Annotated in this window: 26 protein-coding genes; 13 read left to right on the top strand and 13 right to left on the bottom strand. The window is 68.0% G+C overall.

Translation table 11 applies throughout. The features are described 5' to 3' along the window. Positions 1 to 9: 9 nt before the first annotated feature. Positions 10 to 285, top strand: coding sequence for a hypothetical protein (locus MFF06_RS13550; protein WP_238204668.1), 276 nt, complete (start codon positions 10 to 12; stop codon positions 283 to 285). After that, a complete protein-coding gene (locus MFF06_RS13545) occupies positions 282 to 713 on the top strand; it encodes a PIN domain-containing protein (protein ID WP_238205108.1) in 432 nt (143 codons plus the stop codon). The genes MFF06_RS13550 and MFF06_RS13545 overlap by 4 nt, the downstream gene beginning before the upstream one ends. A gap of 12 nt (positions 714 to 725) precedes the next feature. On the opposite strand, the gene guaA is transcribed toward MFF06_RS13545, so the two are convergent. The 3 genes from guaA to MFF06_RS13530 form a co-directional block, all read right to left on the bottom strand. Continuing rightward, a complete protein-coding gene (gene guaA / locus MFF06_RS13540) occupies positions 726 to 2,282 on the bottom strand; it encodes a glutamine-hydrolyzing GMP synthase (protein ID WP_238204666.1) in 1,557 nt (518 codons plus the stop codon). Positions 2,283 to 2,413: 131 nt separating this feature from the next. Next, positions 2,414 to 2,845 (bottom strand): hypothetical protein, encoded by a 432-nt coding sequence (locus MFF06_RS13535; protein WP_238204664.1) that lies wholly within the window; start codon positions 2,843 to 2,845, stop codon positions 2,414 to 2,416. Next, positions 2,842 to 3,264, bottom strand: coding sequence for a hypothetical protein (locus MFF06_RS13530; RefSeq protein WP_238204662.1), 423 nt, complete (start codon positions 3,262 to 3,264; stop codon positions 2,842 to 2,844). Before MFF06_RS13530 ends, MFF06_RS13535 begins: the two co-directional genes overlap by 4 nt. Before the next feature lie 201 nt (positions 3,265 to 3,465). Between MFF06_RS13530 and MFF06_RS22675 the strand changes: the two genes are divergently transcribed. After that, complete coding sequence (locus MFF06_RS22675) at positions 3,466 to 3,588, top strand: hypothetical protein (RefSeq protein ID WP_283207273.1); 123 nt, start codon at positions 3,466 to 3,468, stop codon at positions 3,586 to 3,588. 24 nt (positions 3,589 to 3,612) lie between these two features. Here MFF06_RS22675 and MFF06_RS13525 read toward each other — a convergent pair whose 3' ends face one another. The 3 genes from MFF06_RS13525 to MFF06_RS13515 are packed head-to-tail and all read right to left on the bottom strand — an operon-like array spanning position 3,613 to position 8,914. Next, a complete protein-coding gene (locus tag MFF06_RS13525) occupies positions 3,613 to 6,660 on the bottom strand; it encodes an efflux RND transporter permease subunit (RefSeq protein WP_283207272.1) in 3,048 nt (1,015 codons plus the stop codon). 20 nt (positions 6,661 to 6,680) lie between these two features. Then, complete coding sequence (locus MFF06_RS13520) at positions 6,681 to 7,784, bottom strand: efflux RND transporter periplasmic adaptor subunit (protein ID WP_238204660.1); 1,104 nt, start codon at positions 7,782 to 7,784, stop codon at positions 6,681 to 6,683. Between the two features lie 2 nt (positions 7,785 to 7,786). Further along, complete coding sequence (locus tag MFF06_RS13515; RefSeq protein ID WP_238204658.1) at positions 7,787 to 8,914, bottom strand: efflux RND transporter periplasmic adaptor subunit; 1,128 nt, start codon at positions 8,912 to 8,914, stop codon at positions 7,787 to 7,789. Between the two features lie 110 nt (positions 8,915 to 9,024). On the opposite strand from MFF06_RS13515, the gene MFF06_RS13510 reads away from it, so the two are divergent. The 9 genes from MFF06_RS13510 (at position 9,025) to MFF06_RS13470 (ending at position 15,060) form a co-directional block, all read left to right on the top strand. Further along, on the top strand, positions 9,025 to 9,576 hold the full coding sequence (locus tag MFF06_RS13510) for a TetR/AcrR family transcriptional regulator (RefSeq protein WP_238204656.1): 552 nt from the start codon (positions 9,025 to 9,027) through the stop codon (positions 9,574 to 9,576). A 117-nt stretch (positions 9,577 to 9,693) separates the two neighbouring features. After that, positions 9,694 to 10,674, top strand: coding sequence for a phosphoribosylaminoimidazolesuccinocarboxamide synthase (locus tag MFF06_RS13505; protein ID WP_238204653.1), 981 nt, complete (start codon positions 9,694 to 9,696; stop codon positions 10,672 to 10,674). Positions 10,675 to 10,822: 148 nt separating this feature from the next. Next, entirely contained in the window at positions 10,823 to 11,314 is a 492-nt protein-coding gene (locus MFF06_RS13500) for a hypothetical protein (RefSeq protein WP_238204651.1), read from the top strand. Then, a complete protein-coding gene (locus MFF06_RS13495; RefSeq protein ID WP_238204649.1) occupies positions 11,311 to 11,562 on the top strand; it encodes a monovalent cation/H+ antiporter complex subunit F in 252 nt (83 codons plus the stop codon). The genes MFF06_RS13500 and MFF06_RS13495 overlap by 4 nt, the downstream gene beginning before the upstream one ends. Beyond that, positions 11,559 to 11,843, top strand: coding sequence for a monovalent cation/H(+) antiporter subunit G (locus tag MFF06_RS13490; protein ID WP_238204647.1), 285 nt, complete (start codon positions 11,559 to 11,561; stop codon positions 11,841 to 11,843). Before MFF06_RS13495 ends, MFF06_RS13490 begins: the two co-directional genes overlap by 4 nt. Then, on the top strand, positions 11,840 to 12,109 hold the full coding sequence (locus MFF06_RS13485) for a Na(+)/H(+) antiporter subunit B (protein WP_238204645.1): 270 nt from the start codon (positions 11,840 to 11,842) through the stop codon (positions 12,107 to 12,109). The genes MFF06_RS13490 and MFF06_RS13485 overlap by 4 nt, the downstream gene beginning before the upstream one ends. Further along, the gene (locus MFF06_RS13480) at positions 12,106 to 12,882 is read left to right on the top strand and encodes an MnhB domain-containing protein (protein ID WP_238204643.1); all 777 of its coding nucleotides are present in this window, start codon (positions 12,106 to 12,108) and stop codon (positions 12,880 to 12,882) included. The genes MFF06_RS13485 and MFF06_RS13480 overlap by 4 nt, the downstream gene beginning before the upstream one ends. Positions 12,883 to 12,895: 13 nt before the next feature. Beyond that, positions 12,896 to 13,291 carry a sodium:proton antiporter gene (locus MFF06_RS13475; RefSeq protein WP_238204641.1) on the top strand — a complete coding sequence of 132 codons (396 nt, stop codon included), beginning with the start codon at positions 12,896 to 12,898 and terminating at the stop codon, positions 13,289 to 13,291. After that, entirely contained in the window at positions 13,288 to 15,060 is a 1,773-nt protein-coding gene (locus MFF06_RS13470) for a complex I subunit 5 family protein (protein WP_238204639.1), read from the top strand. Before MFF06_RS13475 ends, MFF06_RS13470 begins: the two co-directional genes overlap by 4 nt. A gap of 32 nt (positions 15,061 to 15,092) precedes the next feature. Here the strand turns inward: MFF06_RS13470 and MFF06_RS13465 are convergent, their stop codons facing one another. From MFF06_RS13465 to MFF06_RS13440, 6 genes are all read right to left on the bottom strand, one after another. Next, entirely contained in the window at positions 15,093 to 16,223 is a 1,131-nt protein-coding gene (locus MFF06_RS13465; RefSeq protein WP_238204636.1) for a DUF2827 domain-containing protein, read from the bottom strand. 10 nt (positions 16,224 to 16,233) lie between these two features. Beyond that, on the bottom strand, positions 16,234 to 17,451 hold the full coding sequence (locus MFF06_RS13460; RefSeq protein WP_238204633.1) for a DUF2827 domain-containing protein: 1,218 nt from the start codon (positions 17,449 to 17,451) through the stop codon (positions 16,234 to 16,236). Continuing rightward, a complete protein-coding gene (locus MFF06_RS13455) occupies positions 17,448 to 18,581 on the bottom strand; it encodes a DUF2827 family protein (protein ID WP_238204632.1) in 1,134 nt (377 codons plus the stop codon). The genes MFF06_RS13460 and MFF06_RS13455 overlap by 4 nt, the downstream gene beginning before the upstream one ends. Before the next feature lie 32 nt (positions 18,582 to 18,613). Next, positions 18,614 to 19,279 (bottom strand): invasion associated locus B family protein, encoded by a 666-nt coding sequence (locus tag MFF06_RS13450; RefSeq protein ID WP_238204630.1) that lies wholly within the window; start codon positions 19,277 to 19,279, stop codon positions 18,614 to 18,616. A 186-nt stretch (positions 19,280 to 19,465) separates the two neighbouring features. Further along, positions 19,466 to 19,714, bottom strand: coding sequence for a hypothetical protein (locus MFF06_RS13445; RefSeq protein ID WP_238204628.1), 249 nt, complete (start codon positions 19,712 to 19,714; stop codon positions 19,466 to 19,468). 249 nt (positions 19,715 to 19,963) lie between these two features. Next, positions 19,964 to 20,578 (bottom strand): hypothetical protein, encoded by a 615-nt coding sequence (locus MFF06_RS13440; RefSeq protein WP_238204626.1) that lies wholly within the window; start codon positions 20,576 to 20,578, stop codon positions 19,964 to 19,966. Positions 20,579 to 20,998: 420 nt separating this feature from the next. Between MFF06_RS13440 and MFF06_RS22805 the strand changes: the two genes are divergently transcribed. After that, the gene (locus MFF06_RS22805; protein ID WP_370876507.1) at positions 20,999 to 21,088 is read left to right on the top strand and encodes a hypothetical protein; all 90 of its coding nucleotides are present in this window, start codon (positions 20,999 to 21,001) and stop codon (positions 21,086 to 21,088) included. Here the strand turns inward: MFF06_RS22805 and MFF06_RS13435 are convergent. Further along, the coding region (locus MFF06_RS13435; RefSeq protein ID WP_238204625.1) for a YadA-like family protein at positions 21,072 to 22,476 on the bottom strand (1,405 nt) is incomplete at its 5' end. The two genes, MFF06_RS22805 and MFF06_RS13435, sit on opposite strands and share 17 nt — an antisense overlap.

Below are 22,476 nucleotides of genomic sequence, written 5' to 3'. Positions count from 1 at the left end.
CAGCGTGCGATGCGGAACTACCGCTCTCGGCTCGGGGAGCGGGGCTTGGCCCGTTTCGAGGTGCTGGGCCGTGACACTGATCGCGAACTGATCCGCTCGCTGGCGCGCCGGCTGGCCGAGGATACGCCCGAGGCGCAGGAATTGCGGGCCTCGGTCGGCCGGTCGATGGCGGGCTCGCCTTCGCGTCAAGGCGGCATCCTCGCCGCCCTGCGGCGCTCGCCCCTGGTGGGGGCCGATCTCGATCTGGAGCGGTCGCGGGGGGATGGCCGCGCGATCGACCTCTGATGCGCTTCCTGCTCGATACGACAATCATCAGCCACGTCATCGAGCCGAGGCCGTCCGAGGCGTTGCTCGATTGGCTCGGCCGGCAGGCCGATCAGGACCTCGCCATCGCCTCCCTGACGGTGGCCGAGATCCGCCGGGGCATCCTCGACATGCCGCACGGAAAGCGGCGCGAAAATCTCGAAGCGTGGTTCTCAGGACCCGAGGGGCCGCAGGCCCTCTTCGGGGGCCGGGTGCTCGCCTTCGATGAGAAGGCCGCCCTGGCCTGGGCCGCGCTCATGGCAGACGGCAAGGCGCGGGGGCGACCGCGGAGCGCATTGGACACGATCATCGCCGCCGTCGCGCAGGTCCACGGCTGCGTCGTCGTCACCGACAACGAGCGGGACTTCGACGGTGTCGAAACCCTCAATCCCCTCAAGCCGACGGCCTGAAGGGGCTTGCACCTACTCCCACTCGATCGTGCCCGGCGGCTTCGACGTGATGTCGTAGGTCACCCGGTTGATGCCTTTCACCTCGTTAATGATCCGCGTCGCCACGCGGCCGAGGAAGGCCATGTCGAAGGGGTAGAAGTCGGCGGTCATGCCGTCGACGGAGGTCACGGCGCGCAGCGCGCAGACGTGGTCGTAGGTGCGCCCGTCGCCCATCACGCCCACGGTCTTCACCGGCAGGATCACCGCGAAGGCCTGCCAAATCGTGTCGTAGAGGCCCGCCTGCCGGATCTCGTCGAGATAGATCGCATCCGCCTTGCGCAGGGCGTCGAGCTTCTCGCCCGTGATCGTGCCGGGGCAGCGGATGGCGAGGCCGGGACCGGGGAACGGGTGGCGGCCGACGAAGGCGTCCGGCAGGCCGAGCTCCTTGCCGAGCACCCGAACCTCGTCCTTGAACAGCTCGCGGAGCGGCTCCACGAGCTTCATGTTCATACGCTCGGGCAGGCCGCCGACGTTGTGGTGGCTCTTGATCGTCACCGAGGGGCCGCCGGTGAAGGACACGCTCTCGATCACGTCCGGGTAGAGCGTCCCTTGCGCCAGGAACGCCGCCCCGCCGATTTTTTTGGATTCGGCTTCGAAGACGTCGATGAACAGGCGGCCGATGGTCTTCCTTTTGATCTCCGGGTCACTCACGCCCTCAAGCGCAGACAGGAACATCTCCGAAGCTTCGACGTGGACCAGCGGGATGTTGTAGTGATCCCGGAACAGCGCCACGACCTGCTCGGCCTCGCCGAGGCGCAGCAGCCCGTGATCCACGAACACGCAGGTGAGCTGATCGCCGATGGCCTCGTGGATCAGCACCGCGGCAACCGCCGAGTCGACGCCGCCGGACAGGCCGCAGATCACCTTCTCGTTGCCGACCTGCTCGCGGATCTTGGCGATGGCCTCCTCGCGGTAGGCGCCCATGGTCCAGTCGCCGGAGCAACCGGCGATGTCGCGCACGAAGTTGCGGATCAGCAGGGCACCGTGGGGCGTGTGCGCCACCTCCGGGTGGAACTGCACCGCGTAGTAGCGCCGGGCCTCGTCCGCGACGGCCGCGAATGGCGCGTTCTTTGAGATCGCCACCGTGGTGAAGCCGTCCGGCAGCTTCGTCACCCGGTCGCCGTGGCTCATCCAGACGGGGTACTTTTCACCCTTGTGCCAGACGCCCTTGAACAGGGGACAATCGGCCAGGACCTCGATCTCGGCGCGGCCGAACTCCGCGTGGTGGCCGCCCTCGACCGCACCGCCGAGCTGCGCCGCCATGGTCTGCTGGCCGTAGCAGATACCGAAGACCGGCACGCCTGATTCGAACACCAGTTGCGGGGCGCGGGGACTGGCCTCGACGGTCACCGATTCGGGGCCGCCGGAGAGGATCACGCCCTTGGGCTTCTGCTCGCGGAAGGCGGCCTCGGCCTTGGTGAAGGGCACGATCTCGCAATAGACGCCCTCCTCCCGCACCCGGCGGGCGATGAGCTGCGTCACCTGAGAGCCGAAATCGACGATCAGGATCTTATCGTGGTCGGTATTCATCGGCGGCAGTTAAACGAGCCGGAACGGGCACGCAACGCGCGTGCCCGTTCGGTCTGGGGAAGGCTGGCATCCGGAATCCGCATGGTCCCGGCGCGACGCGCATTTCAGCGTCTCGCCCGCCGCGCGGGAGGTCAGTCGAAGTTGCGGATCTTGGCCGAGCCGCCGAGGCTGATGGCGGGCTTCGGGGCGCCCTTGGCGGCGCCCGCCAAGCTCACCTTCTTCTGGCCGGGCAACGGCTTGTGCTTCGTCAGCTCCGCCGCCACGTCCACGGCGGGCTTACCCGGCTTGAGGTGGGCCTGCCCGTGAATCACCGAACCGATCTCGCCCGCCACGCGGATCAGGTCCTCGCGGTCGCAGGCGCGGGCGACCTTCAGGCCGAGCTGGTGCATGTGGCTCTTGCCGTAGAGGTAGGTGGCGAGCTGGGCGCGCTTGATCGCCGGGATCCGGGCCAGGATCTCCGGCAGGTCGTACTCGTCCGCACGGTAGACCGAACCGAGCACCTCGAGGCTCACGGGGCAATCGATCTCGGGCTCGGCGCCACTGGTCGGGTGCGCTTGCGTCATGGTCGCCTCTCGGGGAACGATGGATCGGAGGTCGGCTCGGATGCCCCAAGGGGCGGGTCGGATTCAACCCCCAATGGGTCAGGAATCGTGGCGACGGCCAGGGCGGGCGCCTGCCCCCCGGACGACGACGCCGCGGCCGGAGGCATCGCAGCCGGGTTCGCGGCGGCGGTCACGAGGCGCGGCGCGGGCGTGTCCCACGGCCGCAGGCATCCCGTGCAGACCGACTCGATGATGGTCCGCGCCCGGGCGTTGCTGCGCTCCCAAATCGCCTCGCGGGCGGCGAGCGCGGCCTCGGCGCCGCCCGCCGTTCCCAGCGCCGCGGGATCGGGCCGGGGCCTGATCCGCAGGAACAGCGCCTCCTGCGCGTGGGCGGGGCCGGACGGGCAGAGACCAGCGAGACCGAGGACGACACGCAGCACCGGGCCGAGACCCGGACGCCGCGGCCGACGCCCCGCCGCTATCGTGACCCCCGAGACCATGAGCCGCCCCATCCCCGCATTGCGCCAGCGGTGCGGGGCCGTGGTAAATGCTTCGTTAAGGGACGGGCTGGCGGGAGACGCGTTAACGACACGTTAACCGGCGGCGCCTCACCCTCCCCTTTCTGGTTCGGAGGTCACATCATGACGATCCTGAACATCGCGTTGCCGAGCTTCGCCGCCTTGGCCGCGATCCTGTCCGTCCTCCACCGCGCGCTCCAGCCAAAGGCGATCCCGGTCAGGGTCCGGCGGCGGACCGGGCGCTGATCCCGGGCCGACCCGCCTCCGGCTTCACCCGGCCGGCTTTTCCTCGCGGATGCGGTAGCAGCCCACGTAAAGGGCCGGCAGGAAGATGAGCGTGAGCATGGTCGCGGCCAGGATGCCGCCGATCATCGCGTAGGCCATCGGCCCCCAGAACACTTCCCGGGCGATCGGGATGAGGCCGAGGCTCGCCGCCGCGGCCGTCAGCAGGATCGGCCGCATCCGGTGGTGCGTCGCCTCGAAGACGGCATCCCAGGGCGTGCGGCCCTCCGCCCGGAACTCCTCGATCTGGGTTACGAGGATCACCGCGTTGCGGATGATGATCCCGATCAGGGCGAGGATGCCGAGGATCGCGACGAAGCCCATCGGCTTGTCGGAGAGCAGCAGGGCCGGCACCACGCCGATCAGGCCGAGCGGCGCGACGGTGAAGACGAGGAACATCCGCCCGAAGCTCTGGAGCTGGATCATCAGCAGCGTCGCCATGGTGAGAAGCATCACCGGCACGACCCTGCCGATGGGGCCCTGGCCCTTGCCCGCCTCCTCCACGGCGCCGCCGGTCTCCAGCGTATACCCGGCCGGCAGGGCCTTGGCGAAGGCGTCGATGCCGGGCTTCAGGGCATCGACGATCGTCGCGGGCTGGGTGGTGTCGCGGATGGTGGCGCGGACCGTGACGGTGGGCAGCCGATTGCGTCGCCAGACGATGGGTTGCTCCAGATCGTAGCCGATCCGGGCGAAGGCGAGGAGCGGCACCACCGAGCCGTTGGCGAGGCCGACCTGCAGGCTCTCCAGCGTGTCGAGGGAGCTGCGCTCCGTCGCCTGCGCCCGGCCGACCACGTCCACGAGGTAGATCGAATCGCGCACCGAGGTGATCGACTGCCCGCCCTCGATCCCGTTGAGGATCCCGGCGATGTCCTGGCTCGTCACGCCGAGCTGACGGGCCTTGTCCTGGAGAATCTCCACCCGGAGCACCTTGCCGGGCTCGTTCCAATCGAAGGTCGGCACGTCGAGCCGGGTATCGCCCGCCACCACGTTGGCGAGGTCGAGGGCGCGGCGGCGCACCTCCTGCAGGTCCGGCCCGCTCAGGCGGTACTGGATCGGGCGCCCCACCGGCGGGCCAAGGCTCAGGGGCTGGACAAGGATGTCCGTGCCCACGAAATCCCGCCGCCCGCGCTCGGCCAAGCGCGCCATCACCTTGTCGCGGGTTTCCAGCGACTTCGTGACGATCACGATCTGCGCGTAGAACGCGTTGGCGAGCTGCTGGTCGAGGGGCAGGTAGAAGCGCACGGCGCCCTGGCCGACATAGGACGACCACGCGGCGATGTCGGGATCACCCTTCAGCGACGCCTCGAACCGGTCGGCCTGCGCCTTCGTCTCGGCGATGGTGGCGTTCTGCGGCAGGGTCAGATCGACGAGGATCTCCGGCCGGTCGGACGAGGGGAAGAACTGCTGCTGCACATGGCCCATCCCGACGATGGCGGCCGCCATGAGGGCGACGCAGGCGACCACCGTCGTCCACCGCCAGCGCATGGCCACGCGCAGCGCCGCCAGGAAGAAGCGCGTGAAGAGGCCGCGCTTCTCGGCGTGGTGCTTCACGGTCTTCGGCAGGAGGGTGACGCCGATCAGTGGGGCGAACAGCACCGCCACCACCCAGGAGACGAGGAGCGAGGCCGCGATCACCACGAAGAGCGAATAGGTGTATTCGCCCGCGCCCGAGCCGTTGAACCCGATGGGCAGGAAGCCCGCCACCGTCACGAGGGTGCCGGTGAGCATCGGAAAGGCCGTGGAGGTGTAGGCGTAGGTGGCGGCCTTCTTCAGGCTCTCCCCGAGTTCGAGCCGGGCCACCATCATCTCGACGGTGATCATGGCGTCGTCCACGAGCAGGCCCAGCGCGATGATGAGGGCGCCGAGGGAGATCCGCTGCAGCGTGACGTCCATCACCTGCATGATGACGAAGACGATGGCGAGCACGAGGGGGATCGACACCGACACCACGAGCCCCGCCCGGACGCCGAGGCTCACGAAGCTCACGCCGAGCACGATCACCACCGCCTCCACCAGCGCCTCCGTGAAGCCGCCCACCGCCTCCTCGACGATCTTCGGCTGGTCGGAGACGAGGTGGACCTCGACGCCGAGGGGCAGGTTGCCCTCGATCGTGTGCATCCGCTCCTTCAGCGCCTCGCCGAAATGCAGCAGGTTCGCGCCCGGCCGCATGGCGATGGCGAGGCCGAGGGCGGGCTTGCCGTTCACCCGGAACATCGGAGCGGGCGGATCCTCGTAGCCCCGGCTGATCTGCGCGATGTCGGCGAGGCGGAAGAAGCGATCGTTCACCCGCAGGTTCACGTCCTGCAACGACGCCTCCGAGGTGAAGGAGCCGCTGACCCGCAGGGAGATGCGCTCCGGCCCGGCCTGCACCACGCCGGAGGCCGAGACGGCGTTCTGCGCCTGGAGCGCCTTGACCAGCGCCTGGAGGTCGATGCCGTAGCCCGCGAGCTTGCGGGAGGAGAAGTCGAGGTAGATCACCTCGTCCTGCGCGCCGATGATCTGCGTCTTGCCGATATCGGGCACCTTCAGGACCTCGGTGCGCACCCGCTCCAGGTAGTCGCGCAACTGGCGGTAGCTCAGGCCGTCCGAGGTGAAGGCGTAGATGTTGCCGTAGACGTCGCCGAACTCGTCGTTGAAGAACGGTCCCTGCACGCCTGCCGGGAACTGGCCCTTGATGTCGCCCAGCCGCTTGCGGGTCTGGTAGAAGGCGGGCTGGACCTCGGAGGGCTTCGTGGTGTCGCGGAACTGGACGAAGACCGTCGCCTGTCCAGGCGTCGTGTAGCTGCGGACGTAATCGAGCCCGTTGAGCTGCTGCAGCTCCTTCTCAATCCTGTCGGTGACCTGATCGAGGGTCTCGCTGATCGTGGCGCCCGGCCACATCGCCTGCACGACCATGGTCTTGATGGTGAAGGGCGGGTCCTCCTCGCGGCCGAGGCGGCCGTAGGCCATCACCCCGGCCAGCAGGCACACGCCCATCAGGAACCAGATCATCGACCGGTGGCGCAGCGCCCAATCGGAAAGGTTGAAATCACTCACGTGCGTCGGGTCCCGGACCGTCACTCGGCGGAGGCGGCGAGCCGCACGGGCTGCCCCTCGCGGATGGAATGGATGCCCGCCGTCACGACGTGCTCGCCGGGCTTCAGCCCGTCCGTCACGGCGATCGTGCCGGGGGGCCGCGCGACCTCGGCGAGCGTCACGTCCCGGCGGGAGGCGGAGCGGCCGTCCGGCGCGACCACCCAGACCGAGCGCCGCCCGTCCTCGGTGAGGAGGGCGGTCTCGGGCAGCAGGAAGTGCCGGGGGATGCTCCGGCTGAGGGACACGGTGATCATCGCACCGAGCCGGAAGGCGGATTGCGGGTTCTCCAGCGTCATGCGGATGCGGCGCGTACGCGTGTTGGCGTCCGCGAAGGGGCCGACCTCGCGCACCCTCGCCCGCACCGTCAGGTCCGGCGCCGAGAGGAGCGCCACGGTGAAGACCCCGTCCTTGGGCATGGCCCCGATTAGGGTTTCCGGAATGTCCACCACCGCGTCGCGCGCCTCGGGCCGCGCCACCGTGACGACGCCCTGACCGGCGCTGAGCACCTGTCCGATCTCGGCGAGGCGCTGGGTGACGACGCCGTCGAACTCCGCCTTCAGCTCCGTGTAGCCCATCTGGTCGCGGGCCTTCTGCAGGCTCGCCTCCGCCTGGGCGAGGCGGGCCTGGGCGGTGTCCCGGCGGGCGATCGCCTGATCGAGGGTCGCCTGGCTGACGGCGTTGCCCGCCATCAGGCGGCGGGAACGGGCCTCCGCGGCAGTGGCGTTCTCCGATTGCGCCTTGGCATCGGCCAAGTCCGCCTCGGCGCGGGTGAGATCGAAGCGGGACACGACCGGATCGAGGGCGGCGAGGCGCTGCCCCGCCTTCACCAGATCGCCCACGGTCACGTCCCGGGCGACCATGCGGCCGGGGATCTGGAAGCCGAGTTGCGACTGGTAGCGCGGCTCGACGGTACCGGCGAAGGGGCCGAACATCTCGCCGTCGCGCGGTTCCGCGACGACGGTGAGCACCGGCCGCACGGGGGCGGCCTCGTGCTTCTCCTCCGGCTTGCAGGCGCCGAGGGTGAGGGCGAGTGCGGCGAGGGCCGCACCGGGCAGGATGCGTGGGCGGGTCCGGAGGAAGAGCATCGTCACTGCCTCGCCGCCGGGGCTGCGGCTCCCTGGAAGGTGGGTTGGCCGAGGTCGATGGCCGCCACGGCCTGGCCCGGCCGCAGGAACTGGATGCCGGCGACGACCACGCTCTCACCGGGCTCGACGCCGGATTTCAGCACGATGATGTTCGGCCCATACCGGGCGATCACCACCGGCCGGACGGACACGGTGCCCTTGTCCCGGTCGTGGATCCACACGGCGGGCTCGTTGCCGTAGCGGTAGAGCGCCGACCACGGCAGCACGACCGCCTCCTCGCGCGCGAACTGCGCCCGGCCCACCACCACCGCGCCGAGCCCCATGGCGGGCGGCGTCGAGGCGAGGCCGATCTTGACCCGCACCGTGCCCGTCGAGGCGTCCACGGTGGGCGAGATCTCGCGCACGCGGCCCACCGCCTTCACGGACGGGTCGGCCTGGAGGGTGATGTCCACCGTATGGTCCGAGGGCGGCCGGGCGGTGAGCGCCTCGAAAACGTTGAACACCGCGTCGCGCGCGCCGTCCTGCGCGACGGCCAGCACGGTCTGGCCCGCCTGCACCACCTGCCCGACCTCGAAGGTCCGGGTGGTCACGATGCCCGCCACGCCCGCGCGCAGCTCCGTGAAGGAAAACTGCTCGTTGGCCGTGCCGAGCGCCGCCTTGGCCGATTCCACGGCGGCCTGCGCGGAGCGCAACTCCTGCTCGGCGTTGTCGTAGGACGAGCGGGTGGTGTACCCGCCGCCGAGGAGCTGCTTCTGCCGCTCGAAGGTCAGCTTGGCCTGGGTCAGCTGCGCCTCGGACGACGAGAGCGCGGCGCGGGCGTTGTCGAGGTTGGCGCGCTGGGTCAGCGGTTCCAGCTCGGCCAGCACCTGATCCGCCTCCACATGGTCGCCGACCTCCACCTGCCGCTTCGCCACCTTGCCATTGGTCCGGAAGGACACGTTCACCTGTGCCTGCGCCTGGATGTCGCCGCTGAGGACGACGTCCTCCGGCACCACCGTGCGCCGCGCCTCAATGACCCGCACTCGCAGCAGGTTCGGATCGGCGGCGAGGCTCGGGCCGCAAGCCGCGATCGCCGTGACGGCCAGAAGGGGGACGACCAGGAAGGATCGGTTCCGGTGGCGTGCGGCCATGGGTCAGTCGACGGAGAGAAAAGGGTTCGGACCGGGCTTTCGCCCGTGACAAACCGATACCCCGCCTGTTACCGACCGTCCAGACGGTTTTTAAAAATCGGAGCAGGGCGATGAAGCGTCGGTTGGCCGACCGTGCCGAGACGATCCTCGATGCCGCGCATACCGTCCTGCGCGAACGCGGGGCCGGCGGCCTCACGATGGACGCCGTCGCCGCCGCCGCGGGGCTCAGCAAGGGCGGCGTCCTGCATCATTACGCCTCCAAGGACGCGCTGGTGGCCGCCCTGGTGGCCCGCAAGTTCGCCTCGCTCCGGGCCGGCATCGCACAGTCCGAAGCGGCGGAGGCGGAGGGCCCTCAACGGCTGGCGAGGGCGATGGTCGACCACTTCTGCGAGACCTGCCGGGACGAAGACGAATTCTCCCGCGCCCTGATCACGGCCTCGATCGAGAATCCGGCTGCGCTCGCGGACTACCGGAGTTTCGTCGTGGAGCGGCTGACCCGCCTGTCCGAGGCCGAGGCAGGGACCGGCTCCGGATCCGTGGTGTTCTTCGCGATCCTCGGCCTCGCCCTGGGCCGGGCGCTCGGCTTCTACGACATGCCGCAGGACGAGATCGAGACGTGGAGGAAGGCCCTCACCGCCGTGGCGGACACATCCCAGAAGTGAGATGATCTCGCGTCGCAGGCGGGACACGGCCCTTGGACCGTACGCGGATCCCCCTGGCCTTCGCGGCCCGTTGCGCGCAAAGACCGGCGGCGGATTCCTGACCCGCCGGAGACTTCGATGGATAGCGCCGCCCTTGCCCCCTACGCCCGGCAGGTCCTCGACGACGCCACGCTGCCGGACCTGCCGAACCATTACCGCGGCAAGGTGCGGGATAACTACGACCTGCCCGATGGGCGGCGGATCCTCATCACCTCGGACCGGATCAGCGCCTTCGACCGGGCGCTCGCCGCGATTCCCTTCAAGGGGCAGGTGCTGACGCAGACCGCGAGGTTCTGGTTCGAGCGCACCGCCGACATCTGCCCGAACCACGTGATCGCCTATCCCGACCCGAACGTGGTGGTGGGCCAGCGCCTGTCGATCCTGCCCGTGGAGATCGTGGTGCGCGGCTACCTCGCCGGCACCACCTCGACCTCTATCCTCACCCGCTACAAGGCGGGCGAGCGCGCGATGTACGGCCACCGCCTTCCGGACGGCCTGCGCCCGAACCAAGCCCTGGACGGGCCGATCATCACCCCCACCACCAAGGCCGACCACGGCGGCCACGATGAGCCGCTCACCGAGGCGGAGATCCTGGGCCGGAATCTGCTCACCCCCGAGCAGTGGCGCACCGTCAGCGGGGCGGCGCTCGCCCTCTTCGCCCGCGGCCAGGAGCTGGCGGCCGCCCGCGGTCTGATTCTCGCCGACACGAAGTACGAGTTCGGCCTCGACCCACAGGGCCGCGTCGTCCTCGCCGACGAGATCCACACCCCCGACAGCAGCCGCTACTGGTTCGCGCAGAGCTACCCGGCCCGCTTCGAGGCGGGGCAGGCACCCGAGAGCTTCGACAAGGATTTCGTCCGCAACTGGGTCGTCGCCCGCTGCGATCCCTACAAGGACCCGATCCCCGAGATCCCGGCCGACATCGTGCTGGAGACCGCCGCCGTCTACATCCGTGCCTTCGAGACCATCACGGGGCAGCGCTTCGATCTGCCGGATCCGTCCGTCACCCCGCTGGAGCGGATCCGGCGGAACATCGCGGCCTATCTCGGGACGGGCTGACACGGGAGACGGCGGACGTCCTCGCCGCTTCGTGACAGGCGGCGCGGCTCCACGCGGGAGGCGGCGGAACCGAAGGCGGCGCCACGACTTGAGCCGCCAGGCTTGGCCGGAGACGGCGCTCGCCCCCGCCCCGCCGGGACCGTCCGCCATGCCCCCAGCCGACCACCCAGACACGGCCCGCCGACGCTTCGTCGCCGGTCTCTCCGTCGCATGGGCCGTGCTGTTCGGGCTCTACCTCCTGTTCTCCGGATCCGTCGGCATCGACGAGCTCATCGCCGGCAGCGGCTCGGCCCTCGTCGGCTGCGTGTGGTGGGCCCGCGCCGGGCGGATCGGTGGCAAGCGGTTCGACCATTGGTTCCCGGCGCTGCGGCCGCTGGGCGGCGCCCTCCTGATGCTGCCCGGCGCGACCGTGCGAGTCGGCGCCCAGCTTCTTTCCGTCGTCGTCCGCGGCACGCCCGAGGGCTCCGTCGCCTACCGGCGCGGGACCGACAGCGACTGGGCGACGGCAGACCGGCCGGCCGAGCGCGCCTACGGCCTGATCGCGGCCTCCCTGTCGCCGGACACCTTCATCCTGCGGGACGACGGCGGCGACGGCGGCATCGTCGATCACGCCCTCGCCCGGAAGGACGCCACCGCATGAGCCTCTGGACCGCCGCGATCCTCGCCCTCCTACCGCCCCTGACCCTCGCCGCCGTGCTGACGTGGCGCGGCACGCCGGGCCAGCGCTTCGCCGCCTACCAGCTCGCCGCCACCATCGCGGTGAGCGTGCTGACACTGCTGACCTTCGCCACCGACCAAGCCTCGGTCATCGATCTCGCCCTGACCCTGGCGATCCTCAATTTGCCCGGCACGCTGCTCATGTCGGTGTTCCTGGAGCGTTGGATATGACCGCGCTCGTCGCCCTGCCCCTGGCGCTGGCCGTCGCCGCGACCTGGCTCGCGGCCCTCGCGCTGCTGCGCCAGCCCCGCGCCCTCGACCGGTTGCACGCGGTCTCCTTCCTGAACGTGGCCGCCGGGCTGTTCGTCACGGCGGCGGGCTTCGCGGCGGACGGAGTCTCCGTGCGCTCGCTGAAGATCCTCTTCCTCATGGCGCTCCTCGTGGGCTCCGGCGCGGTGCTGTCCCACGCCGCCGGGCGGGCGCTGCTGATGCGGGAGGGCCGCTCGGCGTGAGCGCGATCCTCGGCGTCCTCCTTTTGCTCACCGCCGCCTCCGGCACCGCCGTGGTGCTGGTGCGCGATCCCTCGCGGCAGATCTTCGTGCTCGCGGCCAACGGGATCGTGCTGACGATCCTGTTCACCGCCCTCCAGGCGCCGGACGTCGCCCTGTCCGAGCTCGCGGTGGGGGCGGTGGCGGTGCCGCTGCTCTTCCTCGTGGCGCTGATGGCCGTACGCACCGGCCACCGCGAGGAGAATTCCGGCGAGGGCGACGCCCGATGAGCCCGCGCCTCCGCCTCGCCATTCTCGGCCTCGCGCTTCTCGCGCTCCTCCCCGGCGCGGCGGCCACGATCGGGCACCTGCCGGATTTCGGATCCACGATCGCGGCCTACGGCGAGACGATCAACGCCATCGCGCCGGGCGAGCGGCACGTCGCCAACATGGTGAGCTTCATCAACTTCGACATCCGCGGGCTCGATACCCTCGGTGAGGAGTTCATGCTGCTCGCGGCCATCACCGGCACCGTCGTGCTGCTGCGGGGCAAGCGGGGCGAGGGCAACACCGACCGGGCGATGCGCCTGCACGGCCGGGCGATGCTGCCGCGCTCCGAGGCGGTGCAGCTCGCCTGCCGCCTCACCGGCCCCCTCCTGATGATGTTCGGCCTCTACGTCGTGCTCCACGCCACCGTGACGCCGGGCGGCGGGTTCCAGGGCGGCGTGATCCTCGCCTCCGGCACCATGCTCGCCTATCTCGGCGAGGGCTATGCCGGGTGGCGCGACGCGGTGCGCAGCCACTGGCTCGACGCGATGGAGGGCGGCGGCGCCCTGCTCTTCGCCCTGTGCGGCCTCGCCCCCATGCTGGTCGGCGCCGCCTTCATGCAGAACGTCCTGCCCTACGGCACCTTCAAGGACGTGTTCTCCGGCGGGCTGATGCTCGTCGAGAATGCCGGCGTGGCGCTCGCCGTCTGCGGCGGATTCACCCAACTCTTCCTCGAATTCATGGAGGAGACGCGGGTGCCGGACGGCCCCGAGGAGCCCGGAGAGGACAGCGCGTGACCGGGGTTTCCCTATGACCTGGCTTCCCTATGCCGTCGCGGCGTGGCTGTTCGCGATCGGGCTCTACGGCCTCGCCTCCAGCCGGAACCTCATCCATCTCGTCGGCTGCCTCTCGGTCTGCCAGTCGGCGACCTACGTGCTGCTGCTCGGTCTCGGCTTCCGCTGGGGCAGCATCGCACCGATCTTCTACGATCACCCACCCGGCACGCCCGCCGTCGATCCGGTGATGCAGGCCCTGGTGCTGACGGACATCGTCGTCGGCGCGACGCTCACCGCCCTCCTCCTCGTCCTGACGGTGCAGGTCTACAAGCGGACGGGGACCCTCGACCCCGAGCAACTGAGACCCCTGCGGAAGCGCCGCGGCGCGGCTTCGAGCCAGGATCGCGCCCACCCGGGGCGGGCCGCATGATGATCGCCCCCCTCCTCCCGGATTGGCCGGCCGAGATTCTCGCCCCCCTGCCCGTGGCGCTGCCCCTTGTCGCCTGCGCAACGATGCTGGCGGTCGCCCACTACCTGCCGCCCCGCCTGTTCGACATCGTCAGCACCCTCACGGCCCTGATCTGCGCCGCCCTGAGCGCGCTGATCGCCCATCGCGCCGGAGACGGGACGGTGGATTACTGGTTCGGCGGCTGGACGCCCCGGAACGGGATGGCGCTCGGCATCGGCTTCTCGATCGACGCGGCGAGCGGCTGGATCGCGGCCTTCATCGCCTTCCTCTACGCCTGTACCTTCGTCTTCGCCTGGGGCTTCTTCGGCCGCACCCACGGGCATTTCCACATCCTGATGATGCTCTTCCTCGCGGCGATGACGGGCTTCTGCTTCACCCGCGACCTGTTCAACCTCTTCGTGTGGTTCGAGGTGATGAGCGTGGCGGCCTTCGCCCTGACCGCCTACCACCTGGAGGAGTCCTCGATCACCGGCGCCCTGAACTTCACGGTCATCAACAGCCTCGCCGGCTTCCTCATGCTCGGCGGCATCGGGCTGCTCTACGCCCGCACCGAGACCCTCGACTTCGCCGGGATCGCGGCCGGCGTCGCCAAGGCGGGCCGCGATCCCGTTGTGCTCGGCGGCTTCTGCCTCGTGGCGGCGGCCCTGATGATCAAGGGCGCGACGGTGCCGTTCCAATTCTGGCTCGCCGACGCCCATGCCGTGGCGCCGAGCCCGGTCTCGGTGATCTTTTCCGGGGCGATGGTCTCCCTCGGGATCCTCGGCCTCGCCAAGCTCACCGCCGCCGTCTTCCTCGGATCCGAACAGATCCGCGGGGCGGTGCCGACGCTGCTCGTCAGCCTCGGGGCGGTGAGCGCGGTCCTCGGCGGCTGGATGGCCCTGCTCCAGCGCCACCTGAAGCGGCTCTTGGCCTTCTCCACCATCTCGCATGCCGGCATCATGCTCATCGGCATCGGCACGCTGTCGGCCGGGGGCACCGGCGGCCTGCTCGTCTACGTAGTGGGGCACGGGCTGGTGAAGGGCGGCCTGTTCATGCTCGCGGGCATCCTGCTCGCCACGCGGGCGAGCATCGACGAGATCGCCCTGCGCGGCCTCGGCCGGGGCATCGGGCCCGCCGGGATCGCGATGGCCTCGGCCGGGCTGCTGCTGGCGGGTCTGCCCGTGGGTGTCCTCGACCAGGGCGCGCGCCTGCTGCACGGGGCCATGGAGCACGAGCATCCCCTGGCGCTCACCGCGACGGTGGTCGGCGGCGCCCTCACCGGAGCGGCGGTGCTGCGGGCGGCGGGGCGCATCTTCCTCGGCCTCGGCGAGGATCCCGGCGACGAGGCCGGCGCGCCGAGCGAGGAGGAACGGGAGAAGGCCGACCGGCCGCTCTGGCTGATGCTCGCTCCCTGCTGCGCGATGCTGGCGCTGGACGTCGCCCTGCCCTCCGAATGGGTGCGCGACGTCGTCCAGAGCGCGGTGCCGGCCTTCAGCCGCAACACCCTCGCGGGACCGCTCACCGACGGTTCGAGCCTGCCCGCCTGGACCTCCGTCGGCGGCGCCGTGGCGCTGGCGGGCTACGCCCTCTTCCGCCATCGCTTGCCCCGCCCGGTGACCCGGCCGCTGAGCGCGACGCAGTCGCAACCCGCCCGGCTTCTGGAGGCGTGGCACAGCGGGCTCATCGGCGATTACGTCGCGTGGCTCGCGGTGGGCCTCGCCGTCATCGCCGGGTGTCTCGCCCTCGCCTGAGGCGCGCGGCTCGGAGGCGGCCCGCCCTCCCCTCAGGCCGGGCGGCCGTCCACGAGGGCAAAGATCAGATCGTCGTAGGTGTCGATCAGGGCCGGGCTCTCCGCGTGGTATCGCTGAATCCGCGCCCGCTGGCTGGCCGTGTACTCCGCCCAGGTCTCGTCGTGGCGGGACAGCGCCGCGACGAGTTGGTGGGTCGCGGCCTGGAGGTCGTTCCCGGGATAGTAATAGCCGAGGTCGGCTATCGCCTCCGAATTGTGGATCAGCGGATACCCCTGCCAGCAGCATTCGAGGTACATGTAGTTCAGCGGCAATTCCCACTGATGGGAAATGACGATGTCGGTATGCCCGCTGAGGAATTCCGGCGTGGTCATGCGGCCGATGAAGCTCGCCCGCCCGGCCTTCACGAGATCGAGCTGGTTCATCAGCAGGATGAATTCCGTGCTCGTGCTGGCGAGGGCCTGGGCGTTGGTGACGTGCAGGAAGGCGATGCGGTCCGGCACCTCCCGGAAGGCGCGCTCGGCGATGAAGATCGGGTAGAGGCAGAACTTCAGGACATCGACATTCGGCTCCATGACCGAGAGCCGCTTGGGGCCGAGCCGCGGGCGATACGCGCCCCCCTCGGGCAGGTGCCGGGCGCTCGCTTCGAGGGCGGCGGGATCCCAGACAAAGGGCACCTGTCGGGTCGGGCAACGCCGGAGCGTCTCGAAGAAGCCGCGGTTCAGCGTCCAGAGTTGCGGGATGATCCAGACTTCGTCGTATCGCGGATTGATGAAGACGAAGTCGTAGAGACGCCGCCCGAAGATCATGGCCTCCATGTTTTGGACGTACTCGGCCCCGCAGCAATAGCTGACGATCTTCGTGCCCTGACGCTTCAGCAGGTCGGTCTGGTCGGGGTCGATCTGTCCGCCCAGTTCGAAGAGCACGTCGAGCCCCTGCCACCCATCCGCGAAGCGCCTGGTCTCGAAGATCGTGAGGTCCCAGGGCAGATCGGCCGTGAGCGGAACGTCGGTCGTGTTCAACAGCAGAACGTGGTGGCCGTGCGGCGAGCCCTTGAACAGCTTCGCCAGCGCCAGGGCGTTCTGCTTGATCCCATTGAGCCACAGGCTCTCGGCCGTGCTGCCGAGGCCGAGGGTGATGCCGATCCGGAGGGGGCGACCAGCCATGGATCGCCCCTCAGGCCGCCGACGGGATCGTGGGCAGGTCGGAGGGCAACGAGCCGTCCGGGTCGCCCGTATAGGCGCGCCAGATCGCTTCGCTGTAGGACCGGATGTTCCGCTCGGAGGCCGGATCGGTGGTGGCGATCAGGCGCCGGCCATCGGCCTTATAGGCTTCTAGATTGAGGTCGTGCTGCTGCTTGGCCTGGATCAGGGCGCGCCCGCCATCCTGCGGATCGAAATCCGCGTAGCGGTAGCCACATCCCTCGAGCATGTCCGAATTGTGGATGAGCGGGTAGCCGTAATACAGCGCTTCGTAATAGACGTAGTTCTGCGCGTTCTCCCAATGATGCGAGACGATGGCATCGGCGTATTGGCCGAGGATCGTGTAGATCGGGAAGCGCGCCTCGAAGGTGGCGACACCATCCTGAACCATCTGCGTCGCCTGCGCGAAGTTGATGAAAATCCCGTTGTCGCGCAGCGGGATGGTATTGAAGATGCGGATGTGATCGAAGGCGCCCGGGCGCAGGCGATAGGCGACTTCGCTGGCCAGGATGGGGATATGGCAGGTCTTCACCGAACAGATGTTCGGTTCGATGATCCCGACGCTCCAGCGGGTCTTGCCGGGCTTGTAGTGCAGGCTCGCGCCCCCGAGCTTCTCGGCCACGGTCCGCTCCACCAGGGAGGGCGACCAGAGGTGCTGCATCACCCTGACTGGCGCCCGATAGCCGGTCTCGTAATAGCTGCGGCAGGTGCGGGCGAAGGCCGGCAGGGTCCAGATCTCGGCATAGGGCGCGCCCGAGATCAGCAGCGCCGGCGGCAGCTCGAAGGCCATCCGCTCGCAATCGATGATGAAATCGTTCGCCACCCGCATGGCGATCACGCGCCCGCCGCCCTCGGCGAAGCCCTTGACCCAGGCGGCGTCGAGCTGGGCGCTCAGCTCGATGACGAGGTCGAGGGTGTCCTTGGCCTCGGCCATCGTGACGACATCGACGTCGGCGAAGGCCAGAAGCTCCTTTGCCGCCTTAGGGTCGCCGTCCCCACCGGCCACGATGCAGCAGCCCTCGACCACGGGCGAGCGCTTCAGCAGATCGAGGAGGAAGAACGAGTTCTGGAAGATACCGTTCTCCCAGAGGGTCTGGTTCTCGTCGCGGATGTAGAGGGTCACGCCGACCCGCAGCCGCGTCTTGCCTCGGCCCTTCGCGGAGGCACCATCGAGTGTCTTCGCAGCTTTCACGCGAATCTCCGCCGGTCGCCAGAGGATACGAGGGTGGTGAGCAGGCGCGCGTAGGTGTCGATGTTGTTGCGCCCGGTGGGGGAGAGGGCGTCGATCGCGTGGCGCGCGCGGCGGCGATACTCGACCAGCCCATGGTCGTGCTGGTCGATCGCCCGGGCCAGCGCCTCGGCGCCGGCGGCCACCTCGCAATCCGGGTAATAATAGCCGAGTTCTTTGAACATCGGTGAATTGTGGATAAGCGGATAGCCGCCATGCAGCGCGTCGAGATAGAGGTAATTCTGCGGGCAGTTGATCTGATGGCTGACGACGACGTTCTTGCCCCGGCCCATGGCATGCGCAAAGTAATCCCGCGCAACCAGCTCGCACTTACCTTTCTGGTAGACGTCCATGTTCTGCATCAGATGGACGAATGACGCGTGCGACATCATCCTGTCGGTGTTGTGGAAGATCAGGCGGCCGATCGCGTCGGGCCGCTGCCGCTCGAGCGCCTCGCAGATCATGATCGGGACGAGGCCCATCTTGATCGGCGACAGATTCGGCTCGAAGATCGCCGGATTGACGTTGCCGGGGCGCAGGGAGCCGGGGGTATACCCGAAGAGTGGCCGCCCCTCGTCGTCGCGCAGGAAGGTCTCCTCCAGGAAGCGCGGCGACCAGAGGTAGGGGACCTCGCGGATCGGACAGCGATACATCGTCTCCATCATCGGAGCGAAGATCATGTCCTTGGCCAGCACCCACACCTCGTCGAAGCGCTCCGGGTTGAGGAAGAAGCCTTCACGCTTGAATACGGTCGGCTCGACGAGGGCCACGTAGGGCTGGCCGCAGAGGTGCAGGATGGCCTTCCCGCCGCGACGGCGGATCCGCCGCATCCACTCCATGCTAACGGCGCCGCCCAACTCGATGGCGATATCGATCGAGTCGGTGACCTCGGCGGGCCAGACCAGGGGAATCGCCCGCCCTTCAGCGTCGAGACCCGCGGGGTGATCCTCCTTGTTGCCGCAGTTCAGCAGATAGACGGCCTCGACGAAGGGGATGTTCTGCAGCGTCTTCGCGAAATGGTAGATGTTCTGAACGAGACCGTTGCTCCAGACATGCTGGTGCTCCCCGGTCATGATCGAGACGCCGATGCGCATCGCTCACCCCCTCCCCTCGGCCGACGGCTTGGCTACTGGGCCCGCAGGAATTCGAGCGCCGGCCGGGCGCCGGTGGTCGCGAACGCGACCTTGGCTTGGCCGACGCTGAGGCTGGTCCACGCGACGCTCACCTGGGGTACGTTGAGCAGCTCGTCGAGGAGCGGGTTGTCGAGCGGCGCCGAGACCGTGCACAGGGCGGGCTCACAGCTGCCGAAGTCGAAATGGCGGGGCGCCCGGCCCTCGAACTGGATCTCGACACCCGACTTGATATCCACCCCCGTCGGCGTGTGCGTGAAGAAGGTGAAGGCGTCGCCGCGCTTGGTCACGCCCATGATGACGATCTTGCGCTGATCGGTCTTGTCCCGGGCGACCGGAATGAGGGCCACGCAGTTCGACGGATCGGTCGGTTGCTGCTTCTTGGCACAATTCACCGTCCAGTTCTCGAACCGCGTGGTGACGTCCCGCGGCGGCTCGGCCGGAGCCTGTTGGGCGGCCTTGGCCGGCTCGGCCTTCTTGTCCGCCGCAGGCTTCTGGGCGGCGTGCTTGACCGCCGCAGGCTTGGCCGGGGCACTATGATGACCTCCCGCGGCGGGGGCGGGCGTGGGTGCAGGTGCCTGCGCAAAAGCATCCACGGTCGTCACGCCGTAGCCCAGCAGAAGGGCGCAGAAACCGGTCGCGATTGCAGTCGAAGTCCTCATGGCTGATCCATTCCGTTTTCATTGCAGAGGGAAGACGGCGGCGGAAATCCACGACCGCGACGGCTGACTGATTTTGACGAGATCTTTTCTGGGTAAGACACAATGGCCGCCCTCGCGCCATTCTCGCCATCCATTCGAATATCGAAACTCTGTTCGAGCTCGAATGATCGCAAGACAACGAGGGCGTTATTGCCCGAATATCACGCGATAGCTCGCGCCTTTACTGGCATCGTTGATCTCACCGGCCTTCGGATCGATCCGGATGCATTTATGGATCCGCCCCTGTGCATCACCGCAATCGATGACTTCGTAGTTTTGCGCCTGTGGAATGGCCTTCATGACCGACGCGATGTGAATGCCCGTCAAAGCCATGATATTGGCGGCAAGGCATATGAAGATGAGAAAGAGTATATTCTGCTTCAAACTGCCAAGCATTTTCCACTCCGCCGCATTGATGAGGTGTCAAAAGCATCCGAAGGCGCATCCGCAAAACACGAGTTGGCCCGCCTTCAATTTCAAAAGGTTGTGATGCTCGCCGATCGCCAGATCGGCGTCCTTTACTCTTGGAACTATCGCGACCTTGACCGTTCAAATCACGGAATACTTCGCGTGCGACGCCGGGTATTCGACCGACGACGGCTGGCCCGCCGACGAGCCGGAGGAACGACGCACCGAACCCTGAGCTCACCAACCCTGGGTGCTGGCCTTGAGGGCGTCCGCGAACCCGTCTCCCAAGATCGTGTAGAGGGGCGCCGCCGCCTTCTCCACTTTCTCGTTCTTCTCGGCTTTGTGTTTTTGCTTCCTGGACTTCGCCTTCGGATCAGGGGGTGGCGCCGGCTCTTCGGCCGGGACGAAGATCGAAGCCGGCTCGCCGGCGTTCAAGGTGAAGACCAAACGAGAATCCAAGGGAAACATGTATTTGCATGTCGCGTCGCATTGCTGGCTCGTGGCGACCGTATTGTATTCGACCTTGACGGCCCTCCCGTCGATCTGCGCGATATTACTGGACTTGACCGAAATAGGACGCCCCTCCGCGACGTCCTTCGCCAACACGATCATGACGGCCGGAACACCGGCATCGGTCGTCGCGATCAGGATGGATCCATCGGGTCGCCCATCCGTGCCCGGCAGAGTCGAGAGAAGATTGCACACGCGCTTTTTGATTTTGATGATTTCCTGGCACTTCGCGTACCAAGCCTTCGAATTGAATTCACGCAGTTGAATTGAGCCCTCCTTGAAGAGAGATTCGTCGATTGCAGGCGTGGCGATTGGATTCTGTGCGAAAGCCGGGATGGCCAAGACACAAAATCCGCCGACCAGGGCGGCTGTCAGTTCGAATCGCCAGTGCATATCCGGACCAGTAGCATGTCGTTTCCGATCAGTACAGCCAAGATATCGTGATTTTATTATCAAATGATGTAGATACTACTGGTTGTAAATTCAATATCGATTTCAATTGCTACTAATTATTGTCGTCGTTCGCTCCGTAGACCGTTCCACCATTGCCTCAAGCTGCGGCTTGCCGGCAGCCCCCCGTGCCGACGGCCACACGGAAGGGATGCTGGGCTCGCTCGGAGCGGCCGTGCGAGCGGTGAGCAGTGCCTCAGGCGCGTCCTTCGCTAATGCCGATTTCGTCGTGCCTCGTTGAACCCATTCGGGAACAACTATGCCTTCGCGTGGCCGGCCAGCTGCCGTCACGCGAAATGCGCCGCATGTCGGGTGACACGCGACGCGGGAGGACCGCGAGGATCAAGCCGCCGGGACGCTCCAAAAGCGTCCCGGCGAAGGGCGATCACCAGCTGTAGGTGAAGCCGCCGGAGACACCCATCTTGTTGACACCGGGAGCGTAGGACAGCGAGGCGGTGCCGCGCCATGCGCCATCCTCGGAGGTGAAGCCGTAGCCTACCGCCATGGCGCCCTGACCGTCATAGAAGCCGCCGCCCATGCCCAGGCTCTGAGACCCGGGCCTGTCGCTGAACCGCATCTGGCTCATCGCGAAGGCCGAAGCAGTACCGCCGGAGGCAATATTGCGATTCTTCGTGATCTGCTGCTGCAACGCGGCCGTGACGACGTTCAGGTTGTTCTGCATCGAGGTCAACCCTGTATCGAGGGCGTTGATGGCGCCACCAACACTGGAATAGTTCTGCCCCTGGACACGATACGAGGGGGCCGTGATCGTGCCGGTGGCGGAGTTAAAGGTTGCACCGCCGCCCAGGGCCGAAGCCAGGTTGTTGCCCAGAGTGTAGATCTGACCACCGTTGATGGCATCGGTCGAACTCGCCGCCAAGCTTCCGGCGCCCACGTTATGCAGGACGACCGGCCCCGTTCCCGAATTGGGCTTGAGGTAGAGGTCGTTCGGCGTGGTGCTGGCAGAGCCCGGCGAGGCCACCCCCGTTCCGTAGCGGATCGGGCTCTGAACCCCGCCGTTGGCGACGGCCGTGGACAGGGCCGCCACGGAGCTGTTGGTCGAGTCGAGCCCGGTCGAGAGGGAAACCACGCCGGTCGACAGGCTGCCGATCGACACAGTGGTCGAACTCAGGCCGGTCGAAAGCGAGGTGATCGAGCTCGTATAGCCTCCGATGCTGCTGGAGAGGGCATTGACCGTGCTGTTGGTCGTGCTCAGACCCGTCGAGAGAGACGCGACCGAACTGTTCGTGTTGCTCAACCCGACGGTCAGCGAGCTGACCCCGGTCGAGAGGCCCGCCACCGTGGTGGTGAGGCTTGACAGGCCCGTCGACAGGGAGCCGTTGGATCCCGCCCCCGAGGCGGCGAAGGCCGTCGACAGGGAGGCGAGTGAGCTGTTCGTCGCGTAGAGCTGCGAACCGTTCACCGCATCCGTCGACGTTGCGCTGACCGTCCCCACCCCGACGTTGGTGATCCGCTGAGCGACACCCGTCCCATGGCTTGCATCATAGGCGTTGAGGGTCGAGTTCCACTGCAGCGCATCTTGCCTCAGCGAGGTGAACCCGGTCGACAGCGACGCCACGTTGCTCACCGTCGTGCTGGCCCCGGTCGAGAGCGACGCGATGTTGCTCGACGTGGTGCTGTAGCCAGTCGAGATCGCCGCGACCGTGCTGGTCGTGGTGCTCAAACCCGTCGACAGGGACGCCGTGGCACTCACCTGATTGCTCAGCCCCGAAGACAGCGTCGCCACCGAGCTGTTGGTGTTACTCAGCCCCGTCGAGAGAGACGCCACC

The organism is Methylobacterium aerolatum (genome assembly GCF_022179085.1).
In the GTDB taxonomy this organism is placed as follows: Bacteria; Pseudomonadota; Alphaproteobacteria; order Rhizobiales; family Beijerinckiaceae; genus Methylobacterium; species Methylobacterium aerolatum.
Note: the sequence above shows the minus strand (reverse complement) of the source record. Positions and strands in the feature narration are given on the sequence as shown.

Coding starts and splice junctions, on each gene's coding strand:
- MFF06_RS13515 (WP_238204658.1), bottom strand. CDS start 8,914: ATGGCCGCACGCCACCGGAACCGATCCTTCCTGGTCGTCCCCCTTCTG.
- MFF06_RS13535 (WP_238204664.1), bottom strand. CDS start 2,845: ATGACGCAAGCGCACCCGACCAGTGGCGCCGAGCCCGAGATCGATTGC.
- MFF06_RS13450 (WP_238204630.1), bottom strand. CDS start 19,279: ATGAGGACTTCGACTGCAATCGCGACCGGTTTCTGCGCCCTTCTGCTG.
- MFF06_RS13480 (WP_238204643.1), top strand. CDS start 12,106: ATGAGCCCGCGCCTCCGCCTCGCCATTCTCGGCCTCGCGCTTCTCGCG.
- MFF06_RS13550 (WP_238204668.1), top strand. CDS start 10: ATGCGGAACTACCGCTCTCGGCTCGGGGAGCGGGGCTTGGCCCGTTTC.
- MFF06_RS13505 (WP_238204653.1), top strand. CDS start 9,694: ATGGATAGCGCCGCCCTTGCCCCCTACGCCCGGCAGGTCCTCGACGAC.
- MFF06_RS13455 (WP_238204632.1), bottom strand. CDS start 18,581: ATGCGCATCGGCGTCTCGATCATGACCGGGGAGCACCAGCATGTCTGG.
- MFF06_RS13465 (WP_238204636.1), bottom strand. CDS start 16,223: ATGGCTGGTCGCCCCCTCCGGATCGGCATCACCCTCGGCCTCGGCAGC.
- guaA (WP_238204666.1), bottom strand. CDS start 2,282: ATGAATACCGACCACGATAAGATCCTGATCGTCGATTTCGGCTCTCAG.
- MFF06_RS13520 (WP_238204660.1), bottom strand. CDS start 7,784: ATGCTCTTCCTCCGGACCCGCCCACGCATCCTGCCCGGTGCGGCCCTC.
- MFF06_RS13490 (WP_238204647.1), top strand. CDS start 11,559: ATGACCGCGCTCGTCGCCCTGCCCCTGGCGCTGGCCGTCGCCGCGACC.
- MFF06_RS13510 (WP_238204656.1), top strand. CDS start 9,025: ATGAAGCGTCGGTTGGCCGACCGTGCCGAGACGATCCTCGATGCCGCG.
- MFF06_RS13495 (WP_238204649.1), top strand. CDS start 11,311: ATGAGCCTCTGGACCGCCGCGATCCTCGCCCTCCTACCGCCCCTGACC.
- MFF06_RS13475 (WP_238204641.1), top strand. CDS start 12,896: ATGACCTGGCTTCCCTATGCCGTCGCGGCGTGGCTGTTCGCGATCGGG.
- MFF06_RS13470 (WP_238204639.1), top strand. CDS start 13,288: ATGATGATCGCCCCCCTCCTCCCGGATTGGCCGGCCGAGATTCTCGCC.
- MFF06_RS22675 (WP_283207273.1), top strand. CDS start 3,466: ATGACGATCCTGAACATCGCGTTGCCGAGCTTCGCCGCCTTGGCCGCG.
- MFF06_RS13445 (WP_238204628.1), bottom strand. CDS start 19,714: ATGCTTGGCAGTTTGAAGCAGAATATACTCTTTCTCATCTTCATATGC.
- MFF06_RS13500 (WP_238204651.1), top strand. CDS start 10,823: ATGCCCCCAGCCGACCACCCAGACACGGCCCGCCGACGCTTCGTCGCC.